The sequence below is a fragment of the Aggregatibacter sp. oral taxon 458 str. W10330 genome (assembly GCF_000466335.1).
Lineage (GTDB): Bacteria > Pseudomonadota > Gammaproteobacteria > Enterobacterales > Pasteurellaceae > Aggregatibacter.
Map to the genome: position 1 here is coordinate 1 of NZ_KE952625.1, position 16,638 is coordinate 16,638.

Consider the following 16,638-nt stretch of genomic DNA (forward strand, 5'->3'; position numbering starts at 1 on the left):
GTGAGAACGTCAGGGGTTTTTGATTTTTCGGGGAGAAGTGGGAATTTGTTTATTGTTTTTATTTCATCGAATAACCTTTAAGCTTATTTTGAAATTTGTAGTGATGATAAATAATTTGTCTTAAAAGTTAGGTTATTTGTTTAGTGAATAACATTCAGTTAGTATGATGTGATTTAACATTGGTGAAATATTGGGAATGATGGGTTATCAGTGGTAGACCAATATTGAAGATTATGTTGATGTCTAATTTTTCTGATCTCATCAACATTATTAAGACTACCACAGATTTCTAATTTTATTGAGACAATGAAACCGTTGAATGCTCTACTTTATTTTTGCGTATTCGCTTAATTACAGCCATCCTTTCCGTTTGAAATACCAGTATGGTGCAAATGCGGCTAACGCCATTAATCCCAAAGCCATCGGGTAGCCAAATTTAAACCCAAGTTCCGGCATATCGTTAAAGTTCATACCGTAGTTGGAGGCGACTAATGTCGGTGGTAAGAAAATTACCGAAACAACGGAGAAAATTTTGATAATGCGGTTCTGCTCAATATTGATGAAACCCATTGCGGCTTGTAGTAAGAAGTTGACTTTTTGGAACAGCGATTCATTATGTGGCTGCAAAGATTCAATGTCTCGTAAAATTTCACGCGCCTGTTCTAATTGATTCGCCGGCAAACGGGTTTTGCGTACTAAGAAACTGAGCGCGCGTTGTGTATCCATCAAACATAAGCGGACTTTAGAACTGGTATCTTCTTGTTCCGTTAAGGTTGCTAAGGCTTCATCGAAGGCTTCTCCTTGCGTTCCGTTGAGTATCACGCGGCTTAATTTTTCCAAATCAGCGTACACGTTTTCAATGACATCTGCCAATTGCTCAATTTTTGTTTCAAATAAATCAAGCAGTAGTTCATAGGAGTTACATTCGATTAAACGCTGATTGCGGGAACGCATCCGATACAAACGGAATGCCGGTAATTCACGATCGCGCAAGGTAAATAAACGCCCATCACGAATGGTGAACGCCACGCTTGCCAAATCGGCATAATCGTTTTCATCTTCACAATAAAAGAAAGAGTGTAAGTGCAAACCATCTTCATCTTCAAAAAAACGTGCAGATGCTTCGATATCTTCTAACTCCAAGAAAGAGGCTAAGCTTTGGCCTAAACTTTCTTGTAAGGTTTCCCGCTCTTCTATGGTTGGTTCAATTAAATCAAGCCAAATGGCGGTATTTAATGGCTCAGCAGATTCATCGATGCGAACTAAGCGTGCATCTTCAAGGGCAAAGGCATTTATCATTTTGTCATACTCCCGATTGGACTATGCACAACGCAATGAACAACAATCAAACGAATGATCCTCTAACTTTTGCGATCACAAGTGCGGTCGTTTTTATCTGTATTTTCAACGATAAAAAGAAAGCGATAAGGATTAAGAAGTTGCAAATTTTCGTCTGATAGAAAAGATGCCGAAAAAGAGAAAGGTAAATAAAACTTACCAACGAAACCATCGCCGATAAGTGAGAAAGGCGATAGTTACAGTGAAAACTCCGTTCGGTATCGACTGTGACTGTCCAAAGTGTGTGTCCTCATGTTACTAAATCGCGCGCAATGTTACGCTTGAAAAGCGCCTTCGTCAAGGCGTTAATTGGAGGTATTTTAGGCACAAAATCTCACTGATAATGCCTCTAATTGCTGCCAAATGTCATCATTAAATTCTTGTTTTGTGCAGAGTTCTATCTCAGCAAGTTGTTGGAAAAAGAGATAAAGTTTACGATAGGTTAAACGTTGTATGGTTTGGCTAAATAACGGACGACGGTTTTGCCATACTTTAAGGCGATCAAAGTGTTCGCGTAGTTTAGCTGTCGGCAAAGGATCATCAAGTTTAGTCGGTTGTTCCGGTTTGCTGATCTCTAACAATGTCATCAAATCCCGTTGCAAGGTGCGTAACAAAATAATTGGCTGTACGTCTTCATCTTTTAATCCGATTAAAATGCGGCGGGCGCGGTTGCCTTTGCCGGCAAGCATCGCATCAACCCATTGAAACGGGGTAAATACGGAAGACTGCTCCACTACTGCATTCACGCGGGCAAAACTCAATTTACGGTCGGCATAAAGCAAGTCCAATAATTGCAAGGCTTGTTTCAGCGCCAGTAAATTATTTTCATAGCTGTAGCACAACAGTTGTACCGCTTCTTCGTCAATGCTTAAACCCAAACTTTTTGCCCGATTACTCACCCAACGTGGTAACTGTTCCACATTTGGCGTTTGACAATTCACCAATACGGCTTCGGGCGCATATTGATTGGCGGCAATAAACCAAGCGTGATTTTCAGTGGCTTTCGTCAGTTTGGATAGACGAAAAATCGGCAACACATCAGCGTGTAACAAGGAAACGAATTCCAACAGATTTTTCTGCAAAAGTGCGGTCAGATTTTCCGGTAAATCTAAGAGAATGCATTGCTTATTGAAAAATAAGCCCATGGATTGCACACGTTCAAACAACGCATTCCAGTCAGTGGAGGGATTAATTTCCAGCCTCCATTTTTCGTCGAATCCTTGTTTAAACGCAGCTTGTTGAATCGCATCCTGACTTTCAGCCAGTAATAACGGATCTTCACCCACGAGAAAATAAAGCGTTGCGGGCTGACGCGCTAACGAGAGAGAAAGCTGTTCAGGAAAAATACGATTCATTAGTTGCTATGAATTTGGTGCTGTAAAGCCACCATTTTGTTAATTAACTGACGCGCCGCCTGCTCACGCATATCTTGCCAAATCACGTCTTTTTCTGCCGATTTTGCCAATGCCGCACGGGCGTTATCAAAGAATGTGCGATTAACTTTGGTACTGATTGGGAAACTGTCTTTATTTGGCAATTTCACGCTGGCTTCCACTTCTAAAATCAGCTGTTTTTCCGCCTCACGGCCTTGTTTGAAAATCGATACCACTTGATCTTTGCTCGAAATTTTATTTAAACGCAATACCGGAACATCGGCCTTGTCTTCCACTAAATTCACGTTATTGAGCTGCAACTGACGACGCATGGATAACGCCATATCGCTATAAGGATCACTACTTTCCAATTTTAACGTTTGTAATTCTTGAGGAATCAGTTCACCGTTTTGGAAGTGAAATCCACAGGCAGAAAGCGCCAACACGCCGGCGGACAACCATAAGGTTTTGAGGGGGTTTAGCATAAAATTTACCTTAAAAACCGACCGCACTTTGTTTTAAGTGCGGTCATTTTTTTGACTAAAAATATGAGCGTTATTCTACAAGACTCCATTGTTTTACACTAGCCTTACCTTGTGCGGAAAGTGCGGTGCATTTTTCGGAGGAATTTTACTTCTTAAACGCTCCTAAAATTCCCCGCATAATTTGTTTGGTGATTTGGCTACGGATGTTGCGTCCTACGGCTTTGGCAACGCCGCTGACCAATTCTTCCGTCACAGTCAGTTGCTCACCGCGTTTTTTGGTGCCGAAAATCATACGACTAAGACTACCCATAATGCCGTTTTCTTCTTCCTGCTTGGCTTGTTCCGCTTGTTTTTGCGCCACAGCGGCTAAATCCGCTTGTTGGTTTAACACCTCAAACGCAGATTCGTTATCCACATAATCTTTATAGAAGGCATACAAATCGTCGTCTTTCACCCAAGCGGTGCGTTGTTCGGCAGTAATTGGTGCTAATTGGCTTTTCGGTGGGAAAATGTAAGCAATTTCCACCGGTGTCGGCATGCCTTTTTCATCTAAGAATGACACTAATGCCTGACCCACACCGAGTGTTGAAATGGTTTCAACCACATTTATGTTTGGATTAGCACGGAAGGTTTCTGCGGCCGATTTCACGGCCTTCTGATCGCGTGGTGTAAAGGCGCGCAAGGCGTGTTGTACGCGGTTGCCTAATTGACCGAGCACGGTATCCGGTAAGTCCAACGGGTTTTGGGTCACGAAATAAATGCCCACGCCTTTGGAACGAATCAAACGCACAACCTGTTCCACTTTATCCACTAACACGCTTGGTGCGCCGTCAAACAGCAAATGGGCTTCGTCAAAGAACATCACAAATTTCGGTTTGTCGGGATCGCCCACTTCCGGTAGCTGTTCAAATAATTCCGCCATCAACCAAAGCAAGAACGCGCTGTACATGCGTGGAGAGTTAATTAATTTTTCCGAATTAAGCACATTTATGACACCGCGACCATCACGGGTTTGTAGCCAGTCATCTAAGTTCAGAGCCGGTTCGCCGAATAAATTGGCTGCCCCCTCATTTTCTAAGGTTAATAAGGCACGTTGAATAGCGCCCACACTGGCGGCAGACACGTTACCATATTCTACTTGGAAGGACTTGGCATTTTCTGCCACATATTTCAGCATGGCACGCAGGTCTTTTAGGTCGATAAGCAATAAGCCTTTGTCATCCGCCACACGGAACACGAGGTTGAGTAAACCTTCTTGCGTCGCGTTGAGATTTAATAAACGGGAGAGCAACAACGGCCCCATTTCGGAAATGGTGGTACGGAGCGGAATGCCGGTTTCGCCGAACACGTCCCAGAAAGAAACAGGATAACCGCTCAAATAGCTTTCGCCGCCTAAATTGAATTGTTCGATACGCTCAGCAATTTTGCCTTGCATCGCACCCGGCTGTACTAAACCGGAAAGGTCGCCTTTCACATCCACTAAAAACACCGGCACGCCATCGTCACTAAAGGCTTCCGCCATTTTGCGTAACGTGACGGTTTTCCCTGTGCCGGTGGCGCCGGCAATTAAACCGTGGCGGTTCGCCATTTTCGCGGTGATACCAAGTTGTTGGTTTTGGCTAGTTTGGGCGAGTAAATATTGCATATTTTGTTGTTCCTAATTGATTGCGTGTTAAGCGAGGCATGATATTTAAAAAACACAGTGCGGTCAAAAATTTCAGTGTTTTTTACGTTATAATCTGCCACATTTTATTAGTTTATTAGTACGATTTGGAGTGAGGTATGTCAAAAGCAGAAGTTTTAATCATAAAAATTGGGGAAGTTGCACAATTGACCTTTGCCGATGGATCGCAATATGAAAGTGCGATTCGTAAGCAGCCGGTCGCGTCAGTGAAAATTCATGCGTTGGGGGCGGAAGGCAATGATGTTGGGTTAAAAGCGCATCATGGCGGTCCGGATAAAGCCTTATTTTTTATGTCTGACGTATCTTTTCCGGCATTAAATGCCTTGTTAGGTGAAAATTTTACTTACGATAATACGGCAATTTATGGCGAAAATTTTGTGGTATCGGGATTTAATGAAGATTCTGTGTGCGTGGGTGATCGATTTAAAGTCGGTTCGGTGCTATTGGAAGTATCTCAACCGCGTAAACCTTGCGAACGGTTGTCGAAAAATACCGAAAATGAAAATACGCAGAAAATTGTGCATCAATCAGGTTGGACGGGCTGGTATGTCCGCGTAATTGAAACCGGTGAGATTCACAAGGGCGATGAGATAATTTTGCAACAGCGTCCGTATCCGCAATTTACTATTCGTTATTTAAATCGTTTATTATCCGATAAACCGAGCATGGCGGAATTGGAACAAGCTCTGGCTATTGAAGAATTAGCCCCGGCATTTAAGCGTTCGTTAAATTCACAACTGATGAAATTACAAGAAAAACAGGGTTAAACATGACCGCACTTTTAGATTCAGCTTGCCCTTGTCAATCGAATAAATCTTACAGGGATTGTTGTGGGCGTTTTCATACACATGCCCAATTCCCTGAAACCGCTGAGCAACTCATGCGTTCCCGCTATGCCGCTTATGTGTTGAAAAATGTGCCTTATATTGTGGACACTACCGTGCCGAGCCAACAGGGGCTACTCAACGTACAAGCTATTCAAGCATGGTCGGAGGAAACGCAATGGCTGGAATTGCAAATTTTGAACACGGAAAGCTTAACGAAAACCCAAAGTGCAGTGGAATTTAATGCCGTTTTTCAAGGAGAGGAAGGGGAACAGACGCATCATGAACGGTCGATTTTTGTGAAGATTGACGAGCGTTGGTATTTTGTGGATCCAACAGTGCCTTTGCCGACGATGAAACAACCTTGCGTGTGCGGTTCCGGCAAAAAATTTAAGCATTGTTGCGGAGGCTTTTTATGAGTGAGTGGAAAACGTTTTGTACGATCTTTTGGCGGCGTTTTAATCAGAATAAATTAACCCAAGCTGCCGGTTATTTAACGTACAGCACCATGCTTGCTATTGTGCCGTTGATTATGGTGGTGTTTTCTATTTTTTCGGCATTTCCGGTATTTAATGAAGTAACGGGTGCGTTGAAAGCGTTTATTTTCACCAATTTTGCCCCGTCGGCAAGTGATATGGTGGGTCAGTACATTGATGAATTTGTGAATAATTCCAAAAAAATGAGCATGGTGGGGATTACCAGCTTGATTGTTGTGGCACTGATGTTGATTAATTCTATCGATCGCACGCTAAACAGCATTTGGCAGGATACCAGCACGCGACCGATTTTTACGTCTTTTGCGATTTATTGGTTGATTCTGACACTTGGCCCGCTGTTAGTAGGTGTTAGTATTGCCGCCAGCACCTATGTAAAGACCATGTTTGAGAGCGCGTCAAACTTTTCTTTCGGTTTGAAATTGTTGAGTTTTGTGCCGTTTTTATCCACGTGGTTTATTTTCACGATGATTTACATGGTGGTGCCGAATAAAAAAGTCAGTATCAAACATTCTGCCGCCGGTGCGCTGATTGCCGCGGTGTTTTTCACCTTGGGTAAGCAAGCCTTTACTTGGTACATCGTGACGTTCCCGTCTTATCAGTTAATTTATGGTGCGATGGCCACCCTGCCAATTATGTTGCTGTGGATTCAGTTAAGCTGGACGGTCGTGTTGCTCGGCGCGCAATTAGCGGCAGTGTTGGCGGAAGTGCGGTGGAAAAAACGGGAGAATTCATTATGAATGGGGTTTTGGGACCACATGAAGGCAAAGAGTTAGCGTTAATGCTTAATCATAAAAAGAATGTAGCTTTATTTAATAATGATTTAGGCATCCCTGCTGAATTTTTCCCATATATTGAACAAGGGATTTTTGTTGTTCTGGAACAAGCTAATGAAATTTACGTATCGACAGATGACTTTGCGTTAATAAATTTTATTGTTTATCGGAAAGGCTACGAGGTTCAGGCGGAAAAATTAAGGCACTTGTTAGCGGAAGGCGCAACTGATTTTATACCTGAGATAGAAAGGGAGATTGGACGGATTTTAGGATATAACGAACAGGATATTGAGTTTTATCTTGTCAATTTAGAACAACATTTAAAACGTAGAGAAGAATTATGATCGCATTAATTCAACGGGTAACGCAGGCGAAAGTGGAAGTGGGTGGCGAAGTCGTCGGGCAAATTGGCAAAGGTCTGCTGGTGCTGTTAGGCGTGGAAAAGGATGACGATCGCGCCAAAGCGGATAAATTGGCGGAGAAGGTCCTGAATTATCGTGTTTTCAGCGATGCAGATGACAAGATGAATTTGAACGTACAACAAGTCGCTGGCGAGGTCTTGGTGGTGTCGCAATTTACCTTGGTGGCGGATACACAAAAAGGGCTTCGTCCGAGCTTTTCCAAAGGCGCAACACCATCGTTAGCAAACGAACTTTATGAATATTTTGCACAAAAGTGCGGTGAAAAAGTGAACGTGGAATGTGGCCGATTTGCAGCGGACATGCAGGTGAGTTTAACCAATAACGGGCCGGTAACGTTTTGGTTGCAGGCATAAATTTAAATAAAATGAAGGAAATATTATGAATACAATGCAATTTTTACTGTCAACCGTCATCAGTATTTACGGTTTTATTTTCGTTTTGCGCGCGTGGTTTCAGATTGCCAGGGTGGATTTTTATCATCCGCTTTCTCAGGCGTTAGTCAAAGTAACGCAGCCCGTGTTAAATATTTTAGGGAAATTTGCGCCTACGGTGAAAGGTGTGAATCTTGCCGCATTGCTTGCTTGTTTTATTTTGGGCGTAGGGAAATTAGCGGTTATTCAGTTTTTAGATATGGCAGAGGCCTCACTTGTTGCTTATGTCATCGTTGGTATCCTGAATGTAGTACACGCCGTGGGGGAAGCGATTTTTTATGTGTTATTGATTAGCGCGATAATGAGTTGGTTTAATCGTTCGCCTAATGCCATGCAATATATGTTGTATCAGTTAAGTGAGCCTTTATTGCGCCCGATTCGTAAACTGTTGCCGAATACCGGCATGATTGATTTCTCACCGATGGTCGTGGTATTCGTTTTATTCTTTGCCAACAAAGTGTTGTATGACGTATTTGGTCAACTTTGGGCTATTGCCACATTATAGATGGGGGAAAACATGGCGGTAACCTGTATAGGCAATGATTTGCGGTTGGTGATTTTTCTACAGCCTAAAGCGGCGCAGGATAAAATCGTCGGATTGCATAACGGTGAATTAAAGGTTTGTATCACGGCACCGCCGATAGAAGGGCAGGCGAATGCGCATTTGCTGAAATTCCTCAGTAAGTTATTTAAAGTGCCGAAAAGTTCGATTGTTTTGGAAAAAGGCGAGTTAAGTCGTCATAAGCAAGTTCTCATTCCTTCACCAAAAGCCATGCCAAAGGAAATTGAAAGCCTACTCCCCAAATAAGTCGATAAGGGATAATCGTAAGGCGTGCTATGAAGATAGTAAGTCGATGTGGATTCCTGTGAAAATGAGGGAGTGGCTTTATTTTATAATGATATTTTGCTATCCTTACACCTACTTTTGGGGCTGATTCTGGATTCGACGGGATTAGCGAAGCCCGAGGTGCACGTCGAGGTGCGGTAGGCCTCGTAAATAAACCGCAAAAAAATAGTCGCAAACGACGAACAATACGCTTTAGCAGCTTAATAACCTGCTCATAGCCTTCGCTCCCCAGCTTCCGCTCGTAAGACGGGGATAAAGCGGAGTCAAACCCAAACGAGATCGTGTGGACGCCACCGTTTGAGGATCGAAGCATTAAATGGAATCAAACTAGCTTAATTATCGCGTGTCTGTCCGCAGGGTTAAGCGAATCTTAAAGACTGACTAAACGTGTAGTACTAACGGTAGAGGAATTCCGGACGGGGGTTCAACTCCCCCCAGCTCCACCAAATCCAATTCCAAACAAGTTTTATAAAGTCCGATAAAGCCTTGGTGCATAACACTCCAAGGCTTTTTTATTATCCTTTAAAACTTATCAATACATTGAGTTTTAGTAACACTGATAGTAACACTATGATAAAACAACTTAAGCCGATGTTACTACAAGCATTAAGAGTCTTATGTTACAAGGCTTTTACCGCTTTTTATATTTCTTAAATGACAGGTGATTCCGCACTGACTTCAGGGGCTTTTTTATATCCTAAGCATTCCTATCCAATCCTATAACCTCCTTGAGTTTGTGTTATTTGTTTCGTGCATTTTTCTGATTTGCCAGTATTCAAAATTTTCTGCCTTTTCTTTATCCTGCCTTGTGTTTTCAGTATAATGAGGCGTATTTTTAACCTTTCAATTTATAGAATCAATTATGACAAAATTTAATGTAAAAACTTTCCAAGGCATGATTCTTGCCTTACAAGAATACTGGGCGAACCAAGGCTGCACTATTGTGCAACCCTTTGATATGGAAGTGGGCGCGGGGACTTCTCACCCGATGACCGCATTGCGCGCGTTAGGTCCGGAGCCAATGGCGTTTGCTTATGTACAACCTTCCCGCCGTCCGACCGATGGTCGCTACGGCGAAAACCCAAACCGTTTACAGCATTACTACCAATTCCAAGTGGTGATTAAACCCTCTCCGGACAATATTCAAGAATTGTATTTAGGTTCCCTTGAAATGCTTGGCTTTGACCCGACCAAAAACGATATTCGTTTTGTGGAAGATAACTGGGAAAACCCAACCTTAGGCGCATGGGGCTTGGGCTGGGAAGTGTGGTTAAACGGCATGGAAGTGACTCAATTTACCTATTTCCAGCAAGTGGGCGGCTTAGAATGTAAACCGGTTACCGGCGAGGTGACCTATGGTTTAGAGCGTTTGGCGATGTACATTCAAGGCGTGGATTCTGTATATGACTTAGTTTGGTCTGACGGCCCGCTGGGCAAAACCACCTACGGCGATGTGTTCCATCAAAACGAAGTGGAACAATCCACCTACAATTTTGAATATGCCGACACTGATTTCTTATTCTATTGCTTCGATCAATATGAAAAAGAAGCAAAAAGTTTATTGGCATTAGAACGTCCGTTACCGTTGCCGGCTTACGAGCGTATTTTAAAAGCGGCACACAGCTTTAACTTGTTAGACGCACGCAAAGCCATTTCCGTTACTGAACGCCAACGCTACATTTTACGCATTCGTGCCCTCACCAAAGGCGTGGCGGAAGCTTATTATGCCAGCCGTGAGGCCTTAGGTTTCCCGGGCTGTAAGTAATATAAAATGAGAATTTGAATCATGAATAATAGAACAATTCAATTAAACTTATCTAAGTTTAGAGCAATTAATGAGGCTAATATAGATTTAAATGGTATTAGTGTTGTTTCTGGGATTAATGGTTCTGGCAAAAGTACCTTATCTAAAATACTTTATTATTTCTTCAAGATATCTAACAATTTTGAAGCAGAGGTTTATAAAAATTATGAAAGTGATATGACTATAATTAAAGATGGATTATATTATATAACAAGGAATTTTCCTGATAAGGGTGATAATTATTCAATAAGAAATATATATGATTTATTTAATGTAAATGTAATGGCATTGGATGAATTTTCGGAGAAAAAAAATAGAATAATTAATTTTATTAAATCTGTTTCTAAAGATTATGATAAGGTTTCTCGCCTTAATAATGATCAATCACTAGATAATATATTATACGCTGTTAATAGCCTTATATTTAAAAAGGATTTAAAAAGTAACTTTTTTGATTCTCTAATTAAGAAAGTAGATAGTGTTTTTAATCAGATGGAAAAAGATATTGATGAAAAGCCATCGGTATATTTTAAAAAAGAATTAGGAAGAATATTTAATACTTATTTAGAGCCGTCGTTATTAGAAGTTAAAGAAATGAAAAATCGATTATTTTCTTATGATGAAATGTCTTTTTCCAGCTCTCTTTTTATAAATAATACTATTTATATTGATAACCCTATGGCGTTTGAAAATAATAATGATAATTATGATTATTGGAATGATCTTAATATCTTATTATATAAGAAATCATCTAATCATAGCAATAATATTTGTGAGATTATAGTTAATGATGTGCTTGAAGCTGATATTAATAAAGATGATATGGGCAATAGATTAGTATATCAAAGGAAATTCGATAGTCTTATGTTGGATCTGCAAGAATGTGCTACTGGTATAAAATCAATTGGAGTTATATATACGCTAATTAAAAATGGTTCTATCAATGATAAAACTCTTTTAATCATTGATGAGCCAGAAGTTTATCTTCACCCACAATGGATTGTTGAATATGCTAGAATTTTAGTATTAATACACAAGTATATAGGTTGTCATATATTTATATCAAGTCATAGCCCTGATATGATTCAAGCTATACGCTATATTTCAGAAAAACAAGATGTTTTAGAAAGTTTAGATTTTTACTTGGCACATGAAGATAATAATAGGAAATATACATATAGACATTTATCTAAAGATATTGAACCAATATTTGAGTGCTTTAATATTTCATTACACAAAATAGAAAAGTATTCTATTTAGAAGGAGATTTTAGTGTTATTTAATGAATGTCAGACTATATCTACTGTTTCTAATGAGAAATTTTCTAAAATTAAAGCTATAGATTGCTTAATTAATGTAATAGAACTATTTAATAATAATGATTTATCACAATTAGAATCTTTAATTTTTAATAATATGAATTATAAGGTTGTTGATATGGATAAGCTAGAGGAGAAATTCTCTCATTTTTATTCTAGAAATAAGAGAAAATCTATGGATTTTGCATTTGTTATTAATTTTAATAATCAGTTCTTTACAGTTATTTTAGAGTTAAGGCTAAATTATATTAATGTATCAAATCTAAATTTAAACTCATTGAAAGAGAAGGATAAGACATCAACAAGGCAATCAAGATTATTTGGTTTTCCTATTCATAATGAAAGATATTTCATTTTTAAAAATGGTATAAAACAACAAGCGATAAATAGATTAAATAGAATGAACCCTAGGTGCCCAAATAATTATAAAGTAAAAACTCCCCAGGAGTTATATAGTGATTTTTTCTAGTAAACTATTAGTAATTAGAAATCAATAAGGAAGTATAATGACCGATTTTCAATATCCGGACGATATTTACACCGAAGCGGAACCGGATGTAAACACGCTGGCAAATTTAGGGCCTTTAGCGCCGATGGCTGGCATTTGGGAGGGCAAGCGCGGTTTGGATATCAATCCAAAGGCGGAAGGGCCGGAGAAAGATCCTTATATCGAACATTACGAGTTGCAACCGATTGATGCACAAACGAATGGCCCACAACTGTATTACGGCTTGCGTTATCACACGCGGATTGTGCAGCCTGATGAGGTGGAAACCTTTCACGATCAAGTGGGCTATTGGTTATGGGAACCGGCAACCGGCACGATTTCTTTGTCGTTAAGTATTCCACGTGGACAAAGCCTGATTGCCACCGGTCATGCCGCACCGGATGCGAAAGAATTTACGCTAAAAGCTGTGCGTGGTTCTCTAACGAATGGCATTATCTCAAATCCGTTTATTGAGCAATCTTTCACCACAGAAAGCTATGAGATTACGGTAAAAATTCATGAGGATGGCACGTGGTCTTACGATCAAATTACCACAATGATTATCCCAAATTACGACGAACCATTTGAGCATCGTGATCGTAACCGCCTAACCAAAATCGGCGAACCAACGCCAAATCCAACCGCACTTGCTGTGGCAAATAAAGAATAAGGAGTCGTGATGAAACCAATTCTTTATTATGCCGAGCAATGCCCTGATACAGCCCCGTTTGTGGCGGAGTTAAAACGCCTCGGTGTGGAATATGAAGAGGTGGAAGTATTGTCTTCTATTCCGAACTTAAAACAATTTCTACGTCTGCGTGACAATCATGCAGAGTTCGATGCGGTGAAAGCCAAAGGCTACGCGGGTTTTCCGGCGTTATTACTGGAAGACGGCCGAGTGATTTTGGATGAAACCCAATTAAAAGCGATTTTTGCCTGATTTAAAATGCTGCCTAAGTGCGGTCGATTTCAGGTAAGTCATGGCGAGGTGATTCGTTACGCCATGTTTGATATTTACGAAATATTTTCTAATCGGCGATGATGCTTTGATGTTCCCCCATCATCGGTTTAACCCCAACCATTTAGTTTATTTGAGCCCATTTTATGCAAAAGACAACTTTCAAACCCAAGTTCATCGCTGCGTTTGTCGCATTGAACCTAAGCCCAATGGCCTTCGCCGGACAAGTTTATTCCGGCGTGGATTATCAATATTTTCGTGATTTTGCCGAGAATAAAGGTAAGTTTACGCCCGGTGCGCAAAATATAGAGGTGGTGAATAAAAAAGGCGAATCTATCGGCACCATGATGCAAAACGCGCCGATGATAGATTTTTCGGTGGTTAGCCGTAATGGTGTGGCAGCGCTGGTGGGCGATCAATATATCGTTAGCGTGGCACATAATGTGGGTTATAGCGGTGTTGACTTTGGCATGGAGGGCAGTAACCCCGATCAGCACCGATTCGGTTATAACATCGTTAAACGAAATAATTATAAAAACGACTCCACTCACCCTTACATGACGGACTATCATAACCCTCGTTTAACCAAATTTGTCACAGAAGCCGCACCGATAGAAATGGTGTCAAATATGCAAGGCAACACCTATGGGGATTTAGAAAAGTATCCGATGCGGGTGCGAATTGGTAGCGGTCGGCAAGTTGTGCGTGATGCTCAGGACAAGGATACCGAGGGTTCAGGCGCATACCACTACAGAACCGCAGGTAATACGTTTATGCAAGGCTGGGCGAACAATGGTGAGGTCAGTTTAAGCGGTGATGTGCGTTATCCGAATCAATATGGTCCGTTACCCATTTCAGGTTCTGGCGGTGACAGTGGTTCCCCGATGTTTATTTACGATAAAACCGCAGGAAAATGGCTGTTAAACGGTGTATTGCGTAGCGGACACCCTTATGAAGGCAAAGAGAATACCTACCAAATTGCACGTAAGAATTATTTGGATGAAATCATTGCAAGAGATTTGGTCACCGTATTTGAAGCTACAGCAGCCTCTTATGACTGGACAGCAGATGGCAATGGCAGTGGCACCTTAATCAAAGACGGTAGAGTCGCTGCAAATACTCCGCTTGCTAATTACAGCCTACCTTCTTCCGGTAGAGATGAATCTTTTGGATATGGCGGGCCAAACCCTTATATGCCGGCACTTCATCACGGTAAGAACATTTACTTTGGAAATCTGGAAAATGGCACAGTAACCCTGAAAAATAATATCGACCAAGGCGCCGGTGGGTTAACTTTCGAAGGGGATTTTGTGGTGCAGCCTACCACTGATGAAACCTGGAAAGGTGCCGGTGTTTCAGTGGGTGAAGGCAGTACCGTTACATGGAAGATCAAAAATCCGGCAGGCGATCGCTTGTCTAAAATTGGACAAGGCACGTTATTGGTCAATGGCAAAGGTGAAAACCTTGGTGATATCAGCGTGGGAGATGGCCTTGTTGTCTTGAATCAACAAGCAGACGAGCAAAACAAAAAACAAGCCTTTAATCAATTAGGCATTGTGAGCGGTCGCCCAACGGTGAAATTAGAAAGTGCCGACCAAGTCAATCCAAACAATATTTATTTCGGCTTCCGTGGCGGTCGTTTAGATCTCAACGGCAATGCACTCACCTTCAACCGCATTCAAAATACCGATGAAGGTGCACAAATTGTTAACCACAACAAAGATAAAGAAGCCAACGTCACGATTTTAGGCAATGCGAAAATTGATAATGAAAAAGACATTAACCAATCCAAAGCGACAGCGTTTAACGGCTGGTTTGGTGAAACCAATGCGGCACTTCATAACGGTCGATTAAATCTCAACTATCAACCTACACACGCAGACAGCGTCTTTTTATTGTCAGGCGGAACCAACTTAAATGGCGATATTACGCAGGAAAACGGCACGTTAGTCTTTAGCGGTCGCCCAACGCCTCATGCCTATAACCACTTGAATAGACCTGCGCTCATTGGACGACCACAAGGTGAAGTGGTGCAAGATGATGATTGGTTAAATCGCACATTCAAAGCCGATAATTTCATCATTAATGATGGAAGTGCGGTCGTTTCTCGGAATGTTTCTGAGATAAGTGGTAATTGGCAATTAAGCAAATATGCCAAGGCGACATTCGGCGTGACCGACAAACAGGCGAATTTCATTTGTGCACGCTCTGACTGGACGGGACTCACAAAATGCGATAATCAAACCTTGTCGGATAAAGCTTTTCGTAGCATTGAACGGACGAAAATCAAGGGATCGCTCAGTGCGTCTGATAGTGCGACTTTACTTGTTCAAGGGCTGGCCGATGTGGTTGGTAGCGTCATGTTAAGTGGATTCAGCCGATATCATTTAACCCATAATGCCACCCAAACCGGTATGCTTCATGTTAATGATCGCGCGGTAGCAACGGTGGACAACGCCACTTTGGCAGGGGATGTATGGCTTTCGGATATTACCACCCTCAACCTTGTGAACACCCGCTTCACTCACCAAATTCGAGGAAGCAAACACACATCGGTGTCGTTGTCAGACAATGCGCACTGGACGTTGCCGGAGAGCACAAGGGTAGGTAATTTAAGCCTTGATAACAGCCAAATTACGTTAAATCCGGATTTTACGACCCAAAAGGATAATCAAACGTTTAACACGCTAGAAGTGTTGGGAGATCTTGACGGAAATGGCACCATTAATTACCGCACTTATTTGCAGGAAAATAAAGGTGACCACGTCATTGTACGAGGCAAAGCGGCAGGGAATTTCGTATTAAATGTGCGTAACACCGGTGCCGAACCACAAAACTTGGCACAGCTTAGCTTGTTGGAATTAAATAATCCTGCGCAATCTGACGATGTCAATGTTTCTTTAGCCAATGGCAGTGTGGATGCCGGAGCATACCGCTATGAACTCAGAAATGACGATTTTGATTATCGACTCTACAACCCTAAAAAAGAAAAAGAGCTCGCTGATCAAGAACGCATTGCTGAAGAAAAACGCAAAGCTGAAGAAGCAGCACGTTTAGCAGAAGAAAAACGTAAGATGGAAGAAGCCGCGCGCTTAGCGGAAGAAAAACGTAAAGCCGATGAAGCTGCGCGTTTAGCCGAAGAAAAACGTAAAGCCGAAGAAGCCGCTCGCCTAGAGGAAGCAAAACGCAAAGCTGAAGAAGCAGCACGTTTAGCAGAAGAAAAACGTAAGATGGAAGAAGCCGCGCGCTTAGCGGAAGAAAAACGTAAAGCCGATGAAGCAGCGCGTTTAGCCGAAGAACAACGTAAAGCAGAAGAAGCCGCCCGTCTAGCGGAAGAAAAACGCAAAGCCGAAGAAGCAGCGCGTTTAGCAGAAGAAAAACGTAAGATGGAAGAAG

The 16,638-nt window shown here is 41.6% G+C and carries 17 protein-coding genes and 1 other RNA gene; 14 read left to right on the forward strand and 4 right to left on the reverse strand.

The genetic code is table 11. From position 1 onward, the window contains the following. Positions 1-351: 351 nt before the first annotated feature. The 4 genes from corA to HMPREF9065_RS00915 all read right to left on the reverse strand — a co-directional run bounded on the left by corA (position 352) and on the right by HMPREF9065_RS00915 (position 4,841). A complete protein-coding gene (gene corA, locus HMPREF9065_RS00930) occupies positions 352-1,299 on the reverse strand; it encodes a magnesium/cobalt transporter CorA (RefSeq protein ID WP_021616961.1) in 948 nt (315 codons plus the stop codon). 359 nt (positions 1,300-1,658) lie between these two features. Then, positions 1,659-2,693 (reverse strand): DNA polymerase III subunit delta, encoded by a 1,035-nt coding sequence (gene holA / locus HMPREF9065_RS00925; RefSeq protein ID WP_021616963.1) that lies wholly within the window; start codon positions 2,691-2,693, stop codon positions 1,659-1,661. Then, positions 2,693-3,196 carry an LPS assembly lipoprotein LptE gene (lptE, locus tag HMPREF9065_RS00920; protein ID WP_021616964.1) on the reverse strand — a complete coding sequence of 168 codons (504 nt, stop codon included), beginning with the start codon at positions 3,194-3,196 and terminating at the stop codon, positions 2,693-2,695. Before lptE ends, holA begins: the two co-directional genes overlap by 1 nt. Before the next feature lie 145 nt (positions 3,197-3,341). Beyond that, positions 3,342-4,841 carry a helicase HerA-like C-terminal domain-containing protein gene (locus tag HMPREF9065_RS00915; RefSeq protein ID WP_021616965.1) on the reverse strand — a complete coding sequence of 500 codons (1,500 nt, stop codon included), beginning with the start codon at positions 4,839-4,841 and terminating at the stop codon, positions 3,342-3,344. 137 nt (positions 4,842-4,978) lie between these two features. Here HMPREF9065_RS00915 and HMPREF9065_RS00910 point away from each other — a divergent pair, with 137 nt between their 5' ends. From HMPREF9065_RS00910 to HMPREF9065_RS00855, 14 genes are all read left to right on the forward strand, one after another. Further along, complete coding sequence (locus tag HMPREF9065_RS00910) at positions 4,979-5,647, forward strand: MOSC domain-containing protein (protein ID WP_021616966.1); 669 nt, start codon at positions 4,979-4,981, stop codon at positions 5,645-5,647. Positions 5,648-5,649: 2 nt separating this feature from the next. Beyond that, the gene (locus HMPREF9065_RS0109620) at positions 5,650-6,123 is read left to right on the forward strand and encodes a YchJ family protein (protein WP_033002773.1); all 474 of its coding nucleotides are present in this window, start codon (positions 5,650-5,652) and stop codon (positions 6,121-6,123) included. Then, on the forward strand, positions 6,120-6,938 hold the full coding sequence (locus tag HMPREF9065_RS00905) for a virulence factor BrkB family protein (protein ID WP_021616968.1): 819 nt from the start codon (positions 6,120-6,122) through the stop codon (positions 6,936-6,938). The genes HMPREF9065_RS0109620 and HMPREF9065_RS00905 overlap by 4 nt, the downstream gene beginning before the upstream one ends. Beyond that, positions 6,911-7,318 carry a hypothetical protein gene (locus HMPREF9065_RS00900; RefSeq protein ID WP_156901119.1) on the forward strand — a complete coding sequence of 136 codons (408 nt, stop codon included), beginning with the start codon at positions 6,911-6,913 and terminating at the stop codon, positions 7,316-7,318. Before HMPREF9065_RS00905 ends, HMPREF9065_RS00900 begins: the two co-directional genes overlap by 28 nt. Beyond that, positions 7,315-7,749, forward strand: coding sequence for a D-aminoacyl-tRNA deacylase (gene dtd, locus HMPREF9065_RS00895; protein WP_021616970.1), 435 nt, complete (start codon positions 7,315-7,317; stop codon positions 7,747-7,749). Before HMPREF9065_RS00900 ends, dtd begins: the two co-directional genes overlap by 4 nt. Positions 7,750-7,774: 25 nt before the next feature. Beyond that, positions 7,775-8,332 (forward strand): YggT family protein, encoded by a 558-nt coding sequence (locus HMPREF9065_RS00890; RefSeq protein ID WP_021616971.1) that lies wholly within the window; start codon positions 7,775-7,777, stop codon positions 8,330-8,332. 12 nt (positions 8,333-8,344) lie between these two features. Continuing rightward, on the forward strand, positions 8,345-8,635 hold the full coding sequence (gene yggU / locus HMPREF9065_RS00885; protein WP_156901120.1) for a DUF167 family protein YggU: 291 nt from the start codon (positions 8,345-8,347) through the stop codon (positions 8,633-8,635). A gap of 119 nt (positions 8,636-8,754) precedes the next feature. After that, positions 8,755-9,120: a transfer-messenger RNA gene (gene ssrA, locus HMPREF9065_RS10035) on the forward strand. A gap of 416 nt (positions 9,121-9,536) precedes the next feature. Continuing rightward, on the forward strand, positions 9,537-10,439 hold the full coding sequence (gene glyQ / locus HMPREF9065_RS00880; RefSeq protein ID WP_021616973.1) for a glycine--tRNA ligase subunit alpha: 903 nt from the start codon (positions 9,537-9,539) through the stop codon (positions 10,437-10,439). A gap of 21 nt (positions 10,440-10,460) precedes the next feature. After that, complete coding sequence (locus HMPREF9065_RS00875) at positions 10,461-11,738, forward strand: AAA family ATPase (protein WP_021616974.1); 1,278 nt, start codon at positions 10,461-10,463, stop codon at positions 11,736-11,738. 12 nt (positions 11,739-11,750) lie between these two features. Continuing rightward, positions 11,751-12,266: a hypothetical protein gene (locus HMPREF9065_RS00870; RefSeq protein ID WP_021616975.1), complete on the forward strand. Its 516-nt coding sequence runs from the start codon at positions 11,751-11,753 to the stop codon at positions 12,264-12,266. A gap of 37 nt (positions 12,267-12,303) precedes the next feature. Then, positions 12,304-12,954, forward strand: a complete 651-nt coding sequence (locus HMPREF9065_RS00865) for an FABP family protein (RefSeq protein ID WP_021616976.1) — start codon at positions 12,304-12,306, stop codon at positions 12,952-12,954. Between the two features lie 9 nt (positions 12,955-12,963). Beyond that, the gene (locus tag HMPREF9065_RS00860) at positions 12,964-13,224 is read left to right on the forward strand and encodes a hypothetical protein (RefSeq protein WP_021616977.1); all 261 of its coding nucleotides are present in this window, start codon (positions 12,964-12,966) and stop codon (positions 13,222-13,224) included. 164 nt (positions 13,225-13,388) lie between these two features. Next, a partial coding sequence (locus HMPREF9065_RS00855; protein WP_021616978.1) for a S6 family peptidase occupies positions 13,389-16,638 on the forward strand: 3,250 nt, incomplete at its 3' end.

Bases quoted from the DNA above. Each gene is read 5' to 3' on its own strand.
- corA (WP_021616961.1), bottom strand. From the start codon at position 1,299: ATGATAAATGCCTTTGCCCTTGAAGATGCACGCTTAGTTCGCATCGAT.
- holA (WP_021616963.1), bottom strand. From the start codon at position 2,693: ATGAATCGTATTTTTCCTGAACAGCTTTCTCTCTCGTTAGCGCGTCAG.
- lptE (WP_021616964.1), bottom strand. From the start codon at position 3,196: ATGCTAAACCCCCTCAAAACCTTATGGTTGTCCGCCGGCGTGTTGGCG.
- HMPREF9065_RS00915 (WP_021616965.1), bottom strand. From the start codon at position 4,841: ATGCAATATTTACTCGCCCAAACTAGCCAAAACCAACAACTTGGTATC.
- HMPREF9065_RS00910 (WP_021616966.1), top strand. From the start codon at position 4,979: ATGTCAAAAGCAGAAGTTTTAATCATAAAAATTGGGGAAGTTGCACAA.
- HMPREF9065_RS0109620 (WP_033002773.1), top strand. From the start codon at position 5,650: ATGACCGCACTTTTAGATTCAGCTTGCCCTTGTCAATCGAATAAATCT.
- HMPREF9065_RS00905 (WP_021616968.1), top strand. From the start codon at position 6,120: ATGAGTGAGTGGAAAACGTTTTGTACGATCTTTTGGCGGCGTTTTAAT.
- dtd (WP_021616970.1), top strand. From the start codon at position 7,315: ATGATCGCATTAATTCAACGGGTAACGCAGGCGAAAGTGGAAGTGGGT.
- HMPREF9065_RS00890 (WP_021616971.1), top strand. From the start codon at position 7,775: ATGAATACAATGCAATTTTTACTGTCAACCGTCATCAGTATTTACGGT.
- yggU (WP_156901120.1), top strand. From the start codon at position 8,345: ATGGCGGTAACCTGTATAGGCAATGATTTGCGGTTGGTGATTTTTCTA.
- glyQ (WP_021616973.1), top strand. From the start codon at position 9,537: ATGACAAAATTTAATGTAAAAACTTTCCAAGGCATGATTCTTGCCTTA.
- HMPREF9065_RS00875 (WP_021616974.1), top strand. From the start codon at position 10,461: ATGAATAATAGAACAATTCAATTAAACTTATCTAAGTTTAGAGCAATT.
- HMPREF9065_RS00865 (WP_021616976.1), top strand. From the start codon at position 12,304: ATGACCGATTTTCAATATCCGGACGATATTTACACCGAAGCGGAACCG.
- HMPREF9065_RS00860 (WP_021616977.1), top strand. From the start codon at position 12,964: ATGAAACCAATTCTTTATTATGCCGAGCAATGCCCTGATACAGCCCCG.